General features: G+C 70.8%; 8 protein-coding genes. All 8 read left to right on the top strand.

Features of this window, described 5'->3' with window-relative positions; genetic code table 11:
• The first annotated feature begins 37 nt into the window (after positions 1–37).
• The 8 genes from ACOV8S_RS26875 to ACOV8S_RS26840 all read left to right on the top strand — a co-directional run bounded on the left by ACOV8S_RS26875 (position 38) and on the right by ACOV8S_RS26840 (position 15,779).
• On the top strand, positions 38–1,090 hold the full coding sequence (locus tag ACOV8S_RS26875) for a DUF3533 domain-containing protein (RefSeq protein ID WP_448320953.1): 1,053 nt from the start codon (positions 38–40) through the stop codon (positions 1,088–1,090).
• 212 nt (positions 1,091–1,302) lie between these two features.
• Positions 1,303–2,715, top strand: coding sequence for an ABC transporter substrate-binding protein (locus tag ACOV8S_RS26870; RefSeq protein WP_448320952.1), 1,413 nt, complete (start codon positions 1,303–1,305; stop codon positions 2,713–2,715).
• A gap of 85 nt (positions 2,716–2,800) precedes the next feature.
• Complete coding sequence (locus ACOV8S_RS26865) at positions 2,801–3,763, top strand: carbohydrate ABC transporter permease (RefSeq protein WP_448320951.1); 963 nt, start codon at positions 2,801–2,803, stop codon at positions 3,761–3,763.
• Between the two features lie 17 nt (positions 3,764–3,780).
• Positions 3,781–4,656, top strand: coding sequence for a carbohydrate ABC transporter permease (locus ACOV8S_RS26860; protein WP_448320950.1), 876 nt, complete (start codon positions 3,781–3,783; stop codon positions 4,654–4,656).
• A gap of 108 nt (positions 4,657–4,764) precedes the next feature.
• Positions 4,765–6,369, top strand: coding sequence for a glycoside hydrolase family 13 protein (locus ACOV8S_RS26855; protein WP_448320948.1), 1,605 nt, complete (start codon positions 4,765–4,767; stop codon positions 6,367–6,369).
• 153 nt (positions 6,370–6,522) lie between these two features.
• The gene (locus ACOV8S_RS26850) at positions 6,523–7,533 is read left to right on the top strand and encodes a LacI family DNA-binding transcriptional regulator (protein ID WP_448320946.1); all 1,011 of its coding nucleotides are present in this window, start codon (positions 6,523–6,525) and stop codon (positions 7,531–7,533) included.
• Between the two features lie 298 nt (positions 7,534–7,831).
• The gene (locus tag ACOV8S_RS26845; RefSeq protein WP_448320945.1) at positions 7,832–11,209 is read left to right on the top strand and encodes a CARDB domain-containing protein; all 3,378 of its coding nucleotides are present in this window, start codon (positions 7,832–7,834) and stop codon (positions 11,207–11,209) included.
• A 277-nt stretch (positions 11,210–11,486) separates the two neighbouring features.
• Positions 11,487–15,779 carry a discoidin domain-containing protein gene (locus ACOV8S_RS26840; protein WP_448320943.1) on the top strand — a complete coding sequence of 1,431 codons (4,293 nt, stop codon included), beginning with the start codon at positions 11,487–11,489 and terminating at the stop codon, positions 15,777–15,779.
• Positions 15,780–15,805: the final 26 nt, after the last annotated feature.

Here is a 15,805-nt window from a genome sequence, read left to right as displayed (position 1 = left end):
CCTGCGAGGTGACGGCCCGACGCCCAGGCTGGGGATCATGAGCAGCAGTGGTGGAGCGCCCGGACCCACGTTCGCCGAAGAGGTCAAGGACGCGGTGCGGCCGCGGTCGGCGCTGCTGATCCTGGGCGTGCTGGCGCTCGGGGTGCTGTTCATCGCCTCGTACGCCGGCGCCTTCCACGAGCCCAGGCCCCGGGACATCGCCTTCGGCGTGGTCACCCCGCCGGGCGGCGGCGACCGTCTGGCGCGGCAGTTGGACGCGCTGCCCGGCTCCCCCCTCGATGCCCGGCCGCTCGCCTCGGCCGAGGAGGCGCGGCAGCAGATCGAGGACCGGAAGATCTACGGCGCCCTCGTCGCGGGCCCGGGCGCCGCCGACCGGCTGCTGGTCGCCGGCGGAGGCGGCGCCCCGGTGGCGGACGCGCTGGAAGAGGTGGTCGGCCGGGCGGAGGCCCGCCAGGGACGCCAGGTGCGCACCGTGGACCTCGTCCCCGTCGAGCGGGGCGACGCGCGCGGCCTGTCCTCGTTCTACCTGATCGTCGGCTGGTGCGTGGGCGGCTACCTGTGCGCCGCGATCCTCGCCGTGAGCTACGGCGCCCGGCCCGCCAACCTCCGCCGGGCGGTGATCCGGCTGCTGACGCTGGCGGTGTACGCGGTGCTGCTCGGGCTGCTGGGCGCGGTGGTGATCGGCCCCGTGCTGGGCGCGATGCCGGGCAGCACGGTGGGCCTGTGGTGGCTCGGCGCGCTGGTGGTGTTCGCCACCGGGGCGGTCACCTTCGCCTTCCAGGGGGCGCTGGGCGTCATCGGTATCGGGCTCACCGTCCTGGTGGTCGTCATCGCCGGAAACCCGAGCGCGGGCGGGGCCTACCCGTATCCGCTGCTGCCCCCGTTCTGGCGGGACATCGGGCCCGCCCTCATCCCCGGCGCCGGCACCTGGACCGCCCGGTCCATCGGGTACTTCGGCGGGCGCGCCGTCACCGGTCCGCTGCTGGTCCTGGGCGCCTGGGCGCTCGCCGGCACCGTGCTGACGCTGCTCTTCCCGGTGCTGCGCATCGGCCGCCGCACGGTGGAGGAGAGCGAGGCCCCGCAGCTCTGACAGGGCATCGGCCGGGCCTGCGGGAACAGAGGGGCAGCCGTGATCGTGCGGGCAGCAGACAGCTAACCGACGGAGCCTTGTTCAATAATTACGAAGTGTGCGCGGGATATTGCGTTCACTTGTCGGCGGTGGTTGAGTGTGCCGCGCCCCACAACGCATCCGCCGTCCGGTGGTGGGGTGACCTCGCCGTTCATGCCCGAAGGGGAGCACTCATGAGAAGTGCCCGGTTCCGCCCTGCCCGCCGCGCCAGCGCGATCGCTCTCGTCTCCGCCCTCAGCCTGAGCGCGCTCGCCGCCTGCGGCACGAGCAGCAGCGACGACAGCACCGCCTCCCAGGGGGGCGGCTCGTCGGATCCCTCCGCTCCGCTCGACCCGAAGACGAAGGTGACGATCACCATCGACTGCATGCCGCCCGCGGCGAAGGCGGCCGAGCTCAAGGAGTGGAAGGAGGACGTGAAGGAGTTCAACAAGACCTACCCGAACGTCACCGTCGAGGGCCGCTCCACCCCGGGCCAGTGCCTGGAGCCGCCGCGCTTCACCGCCATGCTCAAGGCGAAGTCCCAGCCGGACGTCTTCTACACCTACTTCACCGACCTGCCGCAGGTGCTGGACAACGACGGCGCCGAGGACATCACCGCCTACGTCAACGACACGTCCGTCCCCGCGCTCAAGGACATCGACCCCGACGTCCTCGGCTCGCTGCAGCACGACGGCAAGCTCTACGGACTGCCCACCAGCAACTACCGGATGGGTCTGCTGATCAACCGCAAGCTCTTCGAGAAGGCCGGCCTCGACCCCGACAACCCCCCGGCCACCTGGGAGGAGGTCCGCGCCGCCGCCAAGAGGATCGCCGGGCTCGGCAAGGGCATATCCGGCTTCGGCGAGTACAGCGCGGGCAACACCGGCGGCTGGCACTTCACCGCGCAGATGTACAGCGTGGGCGGCGACGTCGTCGACCCGAGCGGCAAGAAGGCCGCCTTCAACAACGAGCTCGGCAAGCAGGTCGCCGAGAACCTGCACGCGATGCGCTGGCAGGACGACAGCATGGGCAAGACCCAGCTGCTGAAGTGGGGCGACCTGCAGAAGCAGATCGCCACCGACAAGCTCGGCATGTTCCTGGCCGCCCCCGACGACATCGCGTACATGGTGCAGCAGCTCGGCGCGAAGTACGAGAACTTCGGGATGGGCCCGATCCCCGGCGGGAAGAACACGCTGGCCGGCGGCAACAACTACATGATCAAGAAGGGCATCTCGTCCGACAAGATCAAGGCCGCGATCGCCTGGCTCAACTTCAAGAACCTCACCGTCGGCAAGGGCCAGTTCGACTGGGAGCGCACCAAGGCGGACGGCCTGCCCGTCGGCATCCCGCAGCCCAACTTCTGGCTGAACGAGTCCAAGACCAAGGACGACGCCGCCCGTACCGAGCACGCCACCATGCCGGTCCAGAACTTCAAGGCCTACATGGACAAGCCCGTCGCGGGCAAGGCCGAGCCGCCGAAGGCGCAGGAGATCTACAAGGTCCTCGACAACGTGATGTCCGGCATCCTCACCAACAAGGACGCCGACGTCGACAAGCTCCTCGCCACCGCGGAGTCGCAGGTCAACCAGATCCTGGCCCACCAGTGACACGGCGGGCGGGGCGGACCGCGACCGGTCCGCCCCGCCCGGCCCTCCGTCCCCGGACACCGCAGATCCGTACCGAGGAGCGACGATGTCGGCCCCCATCCTGACCCCCCGCAAGGCGGCGCCCAGCCGCCGCGACGCGCCGCGCGAGGCGGGCCCCTCGCGGCCCGCCGGCGGCGCCTTCGCCAAGAGCCTGAGGCGCAACCTGACCGCCCACGGCTTCCTCATCGGCGCGGTCCTGTGCTTCGCCGTGTTCTCCTGGTACCCGATGGTCAGGGAGTTCCTGCTGGCCTTCCAGAAGACCGAGGGCGGACGGACGACCTGGGTCGGCCTGGACAACCTTGTCACCGTCGTCAACGACCCGGCGTTCTGGCAGGCGTGGCGCAACACGCTGCTGTTCACCGTGCTGGCGCTGCTCCTCGGCTTCGTCGTGCCGTTCGTGGTGGCGATCGTCATCAACGAGTTCCACCACGGGCAGGGCTACCTCCGCCTGCTGGTCTACCTGCCGGTGATGCTGCCGCCGGTCGCCTCCGTGCTGCTCTTCCAGTACCTGTACGACCCCGGGTACGGCCTGCTCAACGAACTGATGCGGCTGCTGCACCTGCCCGAACAGCAATGGCTCCAGGACCCGGACCTGGCGATGTTCTCCATCGTCGTCGCCTCCACCTGGATGAACATGGGCGGCGCCACCCTGATCTACCTCGCCGCCCTCCAGGGCATACCCGGCGAGCTGTACGAGGCCGCCGAACTCGACGGCGCCGGCCTGTTCCGCAAGATCTGGCACGTCACCGTCCCGCAGACCCGCCTGATCCTCTCGCTGATGCTGCTCATGCAGATCATCGCCACCATGCAGGTCTTCGTGGAGCCCTTCCTGCTCACCGGCGGCGCCGGCCCCGAGGGATCGACCACCACGGTCGTCTACCTGATCTACCAGTACGCCTTCAACTTCAACGACTACGGCGCCGCGGCGGCGCTCGGACTGCTCCTGCTCGTACTGCTCGCCGGCTTCTCGGCGGCGTACGCCAGGCTCAGCCGCGCCGAGGACGAGTAGGCCAGGGGGAGACAACCATGTCCACGCGCACGCTCATCTCACCGGCCCAGCTCGCCCGGCCCCGCGGCAAGGCCCTCTACCGGATCGCCCTGACCCTGGTGCTCGGCGGCTTCACCCTCGCCTTCCTGGGCCCGCTGTACTGGCTGGTCTCGAGCGGTTTCAAGGACGCCCAGGAAGTCATCCAGACCCCGCCGACCCTGGTGCCGCGGTCCTTCACCCCGGAGAACCACAGCCGCGCCTGGGAGGTCATGGACCTCGCCACACTGCTCGGCAACACCCTCTACTACGCCTTCGGCGCGCTCGCCTTCCAGCTCGTCCTCGACGTCGCCGCCGCGTACTCGCTCTCCAAACTGCGGCCCCTCTTCGGCAAGGCGATCCTCGGCATGATGCTCGCCACGCTCATGATCCCCGCGACGGTGCTCCTGGTGCCGCAGTACCTGACCGTCCTGGACGTCCCGGTCGTCGAGCGGAACCTGCTCAACACCCCCTGGGCGATCTGGCTCCCCTCGGTGACCAACGCCTTCAACATCTTCCTGCTCAAGCGGTTCTTCGACTCCATCCCCAAGGAGCTGCTGGACGCCGCCTCCATCGACGGCGCGAGCCCGATGCGCGTCCTGTGGTCGATCGTGCTGCCCATCTCGCGGCCGGTCCTCGGAGTGGTCTCGATCTTCGCGATCATCGGCGTCTGGAAGGACTTCCTCTGGCCGATGCTCACGCTGCCCGACCCGGCGAAGCAGACCCTCAACGTCGGCATCTACTCGCTCTCCACCGGAGTGCCGGTCAACGTGCTCATCGCCGCGCTGACCATCGCGGCCGTACCCACGCTGCTGATCTTCCTGGTCTTCCAGCGCAACATCATGGGCGGCCTCACCGCGGGCGGCCTCAAGGGCTGACCGCCCGCCGCCCCGTCCCACCTGCCCTCACGCTTCGCCGCCGGCCCGGTCCCACGCCCGCTGTCCGGGCCGGCGGCGAAGATCCACCCTGCCCGAAAGGACCGACACGTGGCAGCCCCCCTCCCGAACCGCAACGCCGACTGGTGGCGCGACGCCGTCATCTACCAGGTGTACCCGCGCAGTTTCGCCGACGGCGACGGCGACGGCACCGGTGACCTCGCGGGCGTCCGCGGCCGGCTGTCCTACCTCGCGGAACTGGGCGTCGACGCCGTCTGGTTCACCCCCTGGTACCTCTCGCCCCTGGTCGACGGCGGCTACGACGTGGCCGACTACCGCACCATCGACCCGGCCTTCGGCACCCTCGGCGAGGCCGAGAAGCTGATCGCCGAGGCCCGTGAGCTCGGCATCCGCACCATCGTCGACATCGTCCCCAACCACGTCTCCGACCAGCACGCCTGGTTCAGGGCGGCCCTCGCCGCCGGGCCCGGCAGCCCGGAGCGGGAGCTCTTCCACTTCCGCCCGGGGCGCGGGGAGAGGGGCGAACTGCCGCCCAACGACTGGCCGTCGCAGTTCTCCGGCACCACCTGGACCCGGGTGCCCGACGGAGAGTGGTACCTCCACCTGTTCACCCCCGAGCAGCCCGACCTCAACTGGGACCACCCCGCCGTCCGCAAGGAGCACGAGGACATCCTGCGCTTCTGGTTCGAGCGCGGCGTCGCCGGCGTGCGGATCGACTCCGCGGCGCTGCTCGTCAAGCACCCCGAACTGCCGGACTACGTCGAGGGGGTGGACCCGGCGCCCTTCATCGACCAGGACGCCCTCCACGACGTCTACCGCGCATGGCGGGCGATCGCCGACGAGTACGGCGGGGTGTTCGTCGGAGAGGTCTGGCTCCCCGACGCCGAACGCTTCGCCCGCTACCTGCGCCCGGACGAACTGCACACCGCGTTCAACTTCAACTTCCTCACCTGCCCCTGGGAGGCGGACAGGCTGCGCCGCTCCGTCGACGACACCCTCGCCGAGCACGCGCCGGTCGGGGCCCCCGCCACCTGGGTGCTGTGCAACCACGACGTCACCCGCACCGTCACCCGCTACGGGCGCGCCGACACCGGGTTCGACTTCGCCGCCAAACGCTTCGGCACCCCCACCGACCTCGGCCTCGGCACCCGCCGCGCCCGCGCCGCCGCCCTGCTGAGCCTCGCCCTGCCCGGCTCGGTGTACCTGTACCAGGGCGAGGAACTGGGCCTGCCCGAGGCCGACATCCCCCTCGACCGCATCCAGGACCCGATGCACTCCCGCTCCGGCGGCGTCGACCCCGGCCGGGACGGCTGCCGGGTGCCGCTCCCGTGGGAGGCCGACGCCCCGTCGTACGGATTCGGCGCCGAGACCGAGCCCTGGCTGCCGCAGCCCGCCGACTGGGCGCGTTTCGCCGTCGACCGGCAGCGGGCCGACCCGGACTCCATGCTCGGCCTCTACCGCGAGGCGCTCCGTCTGCGGCGCACCGAACCCGGCTTCGGGGACGGCCCGTTCAGCTGGCTGGACACACAGGACGACGTCCTCGCCTTCCGCAGGGCAGAGGGCCTGGTCTGCGTCGTCAACCTGTCCGGAGAGCCGGTCGCCCTGCCGCCCCACGAGCGGGTCCTGCTGGCCAGCGGTCCCTTCACCGACGGCGGAGCGCTGCCGGCCGACACCGCGGCGTGGCTGCGCGCCTGATCCGGGGACGACCGCGCTTGCGTGCGCTTGCGTCGATGCGACAGCGCACGGCCCGGACACGGGCCTGCTCACGGTCGACGGACGACCGGAAAGGGGACACGGAACGAAGCCTGGGCCGCAACAGTTTGCGGTTCTTGCGCTAGGCTTGCGTACATGACGCGACGACTGGCCCAGGTGGCGAAGAAGGTGGGGGTCAGCGAGGCCACGGTCAGCCGTGTCCTCAACGGCAAGCCCGGGGTCTCCGAGGCGACCCGGCAGTCCGTGCTCACGGCGCTGGACGTCCTCGGCTACGAGCGCCCCACGCAGCTGCGCGGGGAGCGCGCCCGGCTCGTCGGCCTGGTCCTGCCGGAGCTGCAGAACCCCATCTTCCCGGCGCTGGCCGAGGTCATCGGCGGCGCGCTCGCCCAGCAGGGGCTCACCCCCGTGCTGTGCACGCAGACCAAGGGCGGCGTCTCCGAGGCCGACTACGTGGACCTGCTGCTCCAGCAGCAGGTCTCCGGGGTCATCTTCGCCGGCGGGCTGTTCGCGCAGGCCGACGCGCCGCACGAGCACTACCACCTGCTGGCCGAGCGCAAGGTGCCGGTCGTCCTCATCAACGCCTCGATCGAGGGCCTGGACTTCCCGTGCGTGGCCTGCGACGACGCGGTCGCCATCGAACAGGCGTGGCGCCACCTGGCCTCTCTCGGCCACGAGCGGATCGGCCTGGTGATCGGGCCGGCGGACCACATGCCCTCGCGCCGCAAGCTGGAGGCCGCCCACGTGGCGGCCGGGGCCATGGGCACGACGCTGCCCGAGGAGTTCGTCCAGCGGTCCATCTTCTCGCTGGAGGGCGGCCAGGCGGCCACCACCCGGCTGCTGGCGGAGGGCGTCACGGGCATCGTGTGCGCCAGCGACCCCCTCGCCCTGGGCGCCGTCAGGGCGGCCCGCCGCCGGGGGCTCTCGGTGCCCAAGGACGTGTCGGTCGTCGGCTTCGACGACTCCGCCTTCATGACGTGCACCGAACCGCCCCTGACCACCGTGCGCCAGCCCATCGAGGCCATGGGCCGCGCGGCGGTCGACCTGCTGTGCGCCCAGATCCAGGGCTCCCACCCCGGCCCCGGTGAACTTCTCTTCGAGTCCGAACTGGTCGTCCGCGGCTCGACCGCCCCGCCCCCGGGGCGCTGACCGGCACCCGATCTCACCGACGGCGCCGCCGCCGGGCCCCTTCCGAGGGTCCGGCGGCGGCGCCGTCGGCGTATGCGGGCGGCAGGAATCGCGCGGAACCGTTGACAAAGTTCCCACCGGAGAGAAACCTTTCACTTCGGTGACGCAAAGAAGTCACGTAATCGCTCAAGAAGTTGGCTTGAGATCGCACTTCCTCGTCGAATCCTGCCGGGCACCCGGTTTCCGCTCCCGTCCGCCGCCCCCTGAACGGGGGTCCGGTGCGGGCGACGCGCCGTGCCCGCATCACGGAAAGGCAGCCATGAGAGCCACTCGACCGCGCAGGCGATGGGGGGCGGGACTGCTCACAGCGGCCCTGGTCACCGTCGGACTGCTGCCCGCGCCCGCACAGGCCGCGGCCGAACAGCCCAACCTCGCCCTCGGCAGAACCGCGACGGCCGGGGGATCCCACTCCGGCTACCCGGCGGGCAACGTCACGGACGGCAGCCAGCAGACGTACTGGGAAGGCCCCGCGGGCGCGTTACCCCAGTGGGTGCAGGTCGACCTCGGCGCCCAGGTGACCCTGGACCGCGCGGTGCTCAAGCTGCCGACCGGGTGGGAGAGGCGCACCCAGTCCCTCACCGTCCTCGGAAGCTCCGACGGCACCTCCTTCAGCACCCTGGCCGGAGCGCAGGCCCGCGTGTTCGACCCGGCCTCGGCGAACACCCTGGACGTCGACCTGCCGGCCACGCCGGCGCGCTGGGTGCGGGTACAGGTCGCCTCCAACTCGGGCTGGAACGCAGCCCAGTTGTCCGAGCTCGAGATCTACGGTGAGAGCGGTGGCCCGGGCCCCGTCGACCCGCCGGTGCAGGGCACGAACCTGGCACGGAACAAGCCGATCGAGGCGACGTCCAGCACCCAGAACTACGTGGCGGCCAACGCCAACGACGACAGCACCAGCACCTACTGGGAGTCGGCCGGGACGCCGGCCGACCTGACGGTCCGGCTCGGGGCGGACGCGGACCTCGAGGCCGTGGTCGTCAAGCTGAACCCCGACCCGGTCTGGGGTCCGCGCAGGCAGTCCTTCGAGGTGCTGGGCCGCGCCGAGGGCGCGTCCTCCTTCAGCACCCTCAAGGCCCGTGCCGAGTACGCCTTCAGCCCCTCGTCGGGCCAGAACTCCGTCGTGGTGCCTGTGAGCGGCCGCGTCGCCGACGTGCGGCTGCGATTCCACTCCAACACCGGTGCGTCCGGCGGCCAGGTCGCCGAACTGCAGGTGGTGGGCCGGGCCGCACCCAACCCCGATCTGGTCCTGACCGACCTGACCTGGTCGCCGGCCGCCCCCACCGAGCGGGACGACGTGAAGGTGAACGCCACCGTGCGCAACGCCGGCACGGCGACCGCCCCGGCCACGACGGTGAACGTCAGCGTCGAGGGCACTGTCGCGGGCTCCGCGCCGGTCGCCTCGCTCCCGGCCGGGAGCAGCGCCACCGTCTCCGTCCCCGTCGGCCGGCGCCCGGCGGGCTCCTACGGCGTCTCGGCGGTCGTCGACCCGACCGGCGCCGTCGTGGAGCTGGACGACAGCAACAACAGCCGCACGGCGAGCAGCAGACTGACCGTCGACCGGAGCCCGGGCCCGGACCTCAGGGTCACCCGGATCACCACGAACCCGGCGTCCCCGGCGGTCGGCTCGTCCGTCTCCTTCACCGTCACGGTCGACAACCGCGGCACCACGTCCGTCCCGGCGGGCACCGTCACCCGTCTCACCGTCGGCGACACCACCCTTCAGGGCGCCACCGGGGCGGTCGCCGCGGGCGGCACGGCCGAGGTCGCCATCACCGGGAGCTGGAAGGCGGTCGGCGGCGGCGCCACCCTGACGGCCACCGCCGACGCCACCGGAACGGTCGAGGAGACCGACGAGAACAACAACGTCTTCGCCCGGTCCCTCGTCGTGGGACGCGGAGCCGCCCTCCCGTACACCGAGTACGAAGCCGAGGCCGGCAGTTACGACGGGACCCTGCTGACCGCCGACAAGAAGCGCACCTTCGGGCACACCAACTTCGCCACCGAGTCCTCGGGCCGCAGGTCGGTGCGGCTCGACGACACCGGCGACCACGTCGAGTTCACCTCCACCGCCGCCGCCAACTCCGTCGTGGTGCGCAACTCGATCCCCGACGCCGCGTCCGGCGGCGGCCGGGAGGCCACCATCAGCCTCTACGCCGACGGGAAGTTCGTCCGCAAGCTGACGCTCTCCTCCAAGCACAGCTGGCTCTACGGCAGCACCGACGACCCCGAGGGCCTGACCAACACCCCCGGCGGCGACGCGCGCCGTCTCTTCGACGAGTCCCACGCGCTGCTGACCGACACCTACCCGGCGGGCACGAAGTTCCGCCTGCAGCGGGACGCGGGCGACGCGGCGGCCTACTACGTCATCGACCTGATCGACCTGGAACAGGTCGCCGGACCGGCGCCCAAGCCCGCCGCGTGCACCTCGATCACGCAGTACGGCGCCGTGCCCAACGACGGCATCGACGACGCGGACGCCATCCAGCGGGCCGTCACCGCCGACCAGAAGGGCGAGATCGACTGCGTCTGGATCCCGGCCGGCCAGTGGCGCCAGGAGAAGAAGATCCTCACCGACGACCCGCAGAACCGCGGGCAGTACAACCAGGTCGGAATCCGGGACGTCACCGTGCGCGGCGCCGGCATGTGGCACTCGCAGCTGTACGCGCTGACCCCGCCGCACCAGGCCGGCGGCATCAACCACCCGCACGAGGGCAACTTCGGCTTCGACATCGACGACAACACGAAGATCTCCGACATCGCGATCTTCGGCTCCGGCACCATCCGGGGCGGCGACGGAGGCGCCGAGGGCGGTGTCGCGCTCAACGGCCGCTTCGGCAAGAACACCAAGATCAGCAACGTCTGGATCGAGCACGCCAACGTGGCCGCCTGGGTCGGCCGCGACTACTCCAACATCCCCGAGCTCTGGAACCCCGGCGACGGCGTGGAGTTCACCGGGATGCGGATCCGCGACACCTACGCCGACGGCGTCAACTTCTCCAACGGCACCCGCAACTCCACCGTCTACGACTCGTCGCTGCGCAACACCGGTGACGACGCCCTGGCGGTGTGGGCCAACAAGTACGTCAAGGACACCTCGGCCGACGTCGGCCACGACAACCACTTCCGCAACAACACCGTGCAACTGCCCTGGCGGGCCAACGGCATCGCGGTCTACGGCGGTCACGGCAACACCATCGAGAACAACCTGGTCTCCGACACCATGAACTACCCGGGGATCATGCTGGCCACCGACCACGACCCGCTGCCGTTCAGCGGCCAGACCCTGATCGCGAACAACGGCCTGTACCGCACGGGCGGCGCGTTCTGGAACGAGGACCAGGAGTTCGGCGCGATCACCCTCTTCGCGCAGGGACCGGACATCCCCGGGGTCACGATCCGGGACACCGACATCCACGACTCCACCTACGACGGCATCCAGTTCAAGACCGGCGGCGGCGCGATGCCGGACGTCAAGGTCACCGGTGTCCGCATCGACGGGTCGGTCAACGGCTGCGGCGTCCTCGCCATGGGCGGGGCCAGGGGCAGCGCCACGCTGAGCGGCGTGAGCATCACCAACTCGGCGGAGGGGGACGTCTGCGTGGAGCCCGGCTCGCAGTTCGTCGTCAACCGCAACTGACGCCACCGGTTCCGGTGAGGCGGTCCGCTTCCCCGGGCCGCCTCACCGGCATGCCCGCGCTTGCCCCGGGCCGCCTCACCGGCATGCCCGCGCTTGCCCCGGGCCCGGCCGAGAACATCGTGACCGAGCTGTGGACGAGTCGACCGTCCTCTGCAATTCTCTGAGCGTTCGTACGCAAACTCCGAATGAATCAGCGGCAGTTATAGGCATCGCCAACCCTGTTCCCCCCTGAGCCGCGTCGCGCGTCCCCCCGGCACGCGACCGAGGAGCGAGGACCATGAACACCCGCATCCACAGATCCCGGTGCATCGGCGCCGTGGTCGCAGCCTGCCTGCTGGCACTGGGCGGTCCCGTGACCACCGCCCGCGCCGCGGGCGGACCGAACATCGCGCTCGGCGACACCGCGTCGGCGAGCAGCGCGCACACCGAGTACGGCGCCGGAAACGTCACCGACGGCAACCAGGGCACCTACTGGCAGAGCGCCGGCTCCGGCCTTCCCCAGTGGGTGCAGGCCGACCTCGGGGCCGCCACCCGCGTCGACGAGGTGGTGCTCAAGCTGCCGGCCGGCTGGGAGAGCCGCAGCCAGACGCTCTCCGTCCAGGGCAGTGCCGACGGCACCAGCTTCAGCACGCTGAAGAGCTCCGCCACCTACGCCTTCACCCCCGGCGCGGGGAACACCGTCACGGTGTCGTTCCCGGCGACGCAGACACGCTTCGTCCGCGTCGACATCGCCGCCAACACCGGCTGGCAGGCCGCCCAGCTGTCCGAGCTGGAGGTGCACTCGGCGACCGACTCGTCCGGAAACCTCGTCGCCGGCCGTCCCCTCACGGCCAGCAGCCACACCGAGGTGTACACGGCCACCAACGCGGGCGACGGCAACCGCGCCACCTACTGGGAGAGCACCAACAACAAGCTCCCGCAGTGGATCCAGGCCGACCTCGGCACCTCCCGCGCCGTCAACCGCGTCGTCCTGAAGTTGCCCGCCGGCTGGGAGAGCCGCAGCCAGACCCTGAAGATCCAGGGCAGCGCCAACGGCACCGACTTCACCGACCTGACGGCCTCGCAGGCATACGCCTTCACCGCGGCCAACGACAACACGGCGACCGTCGCCCTCGACTCCGCCACCACCCGGTACGTACGGGTCCTGGTGAGCGCGAACACCGTCCAGCCCGCCGCCCAGGTCTCCGAGCTCGAGGTCTACGGCCCGGCCGGCGGTGACACCCAGGCCCCGTCCGCGCCGTCGGGCCTCGCCCTCACCGAGCCGGCCACCGGCCAGATCCGCCTCACCTGGAAGGCCGCCACCGACAACGTGGGCGTCACCGCCTACGACGTCTACGCCAACGGCGAGCTGCTGACCAGCGTCTTCGGCGACGTCACCGCCTACACCGACAACCGGCCCGCCAACCAGACGGTGTCCTACCGCGTGCGGGCCCGCGACGCGGCCGGCAACCAGTCGCCCGACAGCAACACCGTCACCCGCACCGGTGACGCCGGCGACACCCAGGCCCCGACGGCCCCCGCGAACCTGGCCTTCACCGAGCCCGCGAGCGGCCAGATCAAGCTGACCTGGACCGCGTCGGGCGACAACGTCGGCGTGAGCGGCTACGAGATCTACGCCAACAACGCCCTGCGCGGCACCGTGGCCGGCAACGTCACCACCTACACCGACACCCAGCCCGCCTCCGCCACCGTCACCTACCGGGTGCGCGCCAAGGACGCCGCCGGCAACCGGTCCGCCGACAGCAACGCGGTGACCCGCAACGGCTCCGGCGGCACCGGCTCCAACCTCGCCGTCGGCAGGCCCATCGACGCCTCCTCCACGGTGCACACCTACGTGGCGACGAACGCCAACGACAACAGCACCAGCACCTACTGGGAGGGCGCGGGCGGCAGCTACCCGCAGACCCTGACCGTGAAGCTGGGGGCCAACGCGGACGTCGACCGCCTGGTGCTCAAGCTCAACCCGGACAGCGCCTGGTCGGCCCGCTCGCAGACCGTCGAGGTCCTCGGCCGCGCCCAGGACGCCACCGGCTTCACCAGCCTCGTCGCGGCGAAGAGCTACTCCTTCGACCCGGCCAGCGGCAACACCGTCACCGTCCCGGTCACCGCCCGCGTCGCGGACGTCCGGCTGCGGTTCACCGCGAACACCGGCTCCGCCGCCGGCCAGCTCGCCGAGTTCCAGGTCGTCGGCGTCCCGGCGCCCAACCCGGACCTGGTCGTCACCGACCTGACCACCTCACCGGCCGCACCCGTGGAGTCGGACGAGATCACCGTCTCCGCCACCGTCCGCAACGACGGACCGGCCGCCGCAGCGGCCAGCACGCTCGCCCTGCGCCTGGGCGGCTCCGAGGTCGCCACCGCGAAGGTCGGGGCGCTCGCCGCGGGCGCGGAGACCAAGGTCACCGCCTCGCTGGGCACCCGGCCGGCCGGCTCCTACGAGCTGGGCGCGGTCGCCGACAAGGGCGACGCGGTCGTCGAGCAGAACGAGACCAACAACACCTTCACCCGGCCCACCGCCCTGGTCGTCAAGCCGGTCGCCGGCTCCGACCTGGTCGTCGGCCAGGTGACCACCACGCCCTCCAGCCCGAGCGCCGGGGACGCCGTCACCTTCAAGGTGCCGGTCAAGAACCAGGGCACCGACGCGAGCGCCTCGGGGAACCACGACGTCACCCTCACCCTCCTCGACGGCAGCGGCGCCACCGTCAGGACGCTGACCGGGACGCACTCGGGGTCCATCGCCGCCGGCGCCACCGCCCAGGTGACGCTCGGGCCGTGGACGGCGGCCAACGGCTCCTACACGGTGCGCACCACCGTCGCCGCCGACGGCAACGAACCCGCCGTCAAGCGGGAGAACAACACCTCCACGCAGCCCTTGTTCGTCGGCCGCGGCGCCAACATGCCGTACATGATGTACGAGGCGGAGGACGGCACCGTCGGAGGCGGCGCGAAGACCGTCGGACCCAACCGCACCGTCGGCGACATCGCCGGCGAGGCCTCGGGCCGCAAGGCGGTGGACCTCGACGCGACCGGCGAGTACGTCGAGTTCACCACGCGCGCCGCGACCAACACCCTGGTCACCCGCTTCTCCATCCCGGACGCCCCGGGCGGCGGGGGCATCGACTCCACCCTCAACGTCTACGTCGACGGCGTCTTCAAGAAGGCGCTCCCGCTGACCTCGAAGTACGCCTGGCTGTACGGGGCGGAGACCGCACCCGGCAACAACCCGGGCTCCGGCGCGCCGCGGCACATCTACGACGAGGCGCACCTGATGCTCGGCGAGACCGTCCCGGCGGGCAGCAGGATCCGTCTGCAGAAGGACGCCGCCAACACCGCCGCCCACTACGCCATCGACTTCGTGAACCTGGAGAAGACGGCGCCGGTGGCCAACCCGGACCCCGCCGCGTACGCCGTACCGGCCGGCTTCACCCACCAGGACGTGCAGAACGCCCTCGACCAGGTCCGGATGGACACCACGGGCAAGCTGGCCGGCGTCTACCTGCCGCCCGGCGACTACCAGACCTCGAGCAAGTTCCAGGTCTACGGCAAGGCCGTCAAGGTCGTCGGCGCCGGACCCTGGTACACGAAGTTCCACGCGCCCGGCACCCAGGAGAACACCGACATCGGCTTCCGCGCCGACGCGACCGCCAAGGGCTCCCTCTTCAAGGGCTTCGCCTACTTCGGCAACTACACCTCACGCATCGACGGTCCCGGCAAGGTCTTCGACTTCGCCAACGTCTCCGACATCACCATCGACGACGTGTGGAACGAGCACATGGTGTGCCTCTACTGGGGCGCCAACACGGACCGGATCACCATCAAGAACTCCCGGATCCGCAACATGTTCGCCGACGGCATCAACATGACCAACGGCTCCACGGACAACCTGGTCGCCAACAACGACGCCCGGGCCACCGGCGACGACAGCTTCGCGCTGTTCTCCGCGATCGACGCGGGCGGCGCCGACATGAAGAACAACGTCTACGAGAACCTCACCACCACCCTGACCTGGCGCGCCGCGGGCGTGGCGGTGTACGGCGGCTACAACAACACCTTCCGCAACATCCACATCGCCGACACCCTCGTCTACTCCGGGATCACCATCTCCTCCCTGGACTTCGGCTACCCGATGAACGGCTTCGGGACCGAGCCGACGAAGTTCGAGAACATCTCGATCGTCCGGGCCGGCGGCCACTTCTGGGGCAACCAGACCTTCCCCGGGATCTGGGTCTTCTCCGCCTCGAAGGTGTTCCAGGGCATCAGGGTGACCGACGTCGACATCGTCGACCCCACCTACAGCGGCGTCATGTTCCAGACCAACTACTCGGGCGGGCAGCCGCAGTTCCCGATCAAGGACACGGTCTTCACCGACATCTCGATCAGCGGGGCCCGTAAGAGCGGTGACGCCTGGGACGCCAAGTCCGGGTTCGGCGTCTGGGCCAACGAGAAGCCCGAGGAGGGCCAGGGCCCCGCGGTCGGCGAGGTCACCTTCAACTGCCTGCGTCTGAGCGACAACGCGCAGGACATCCGGAACACCACCTCCACCTTCAAGATCAACAACAACCCCTGCTGACCCGGGGCCCCTTTTCCGGGTGACAC

The organism is Streptomyces sp. CO7 (assembly GCF_053474865.1).
The sequence above is the reverse complement of the archived record's forward strand: the minus strand, read 5'-3'. Positions and strand labels throughout refer to the sequence as shown.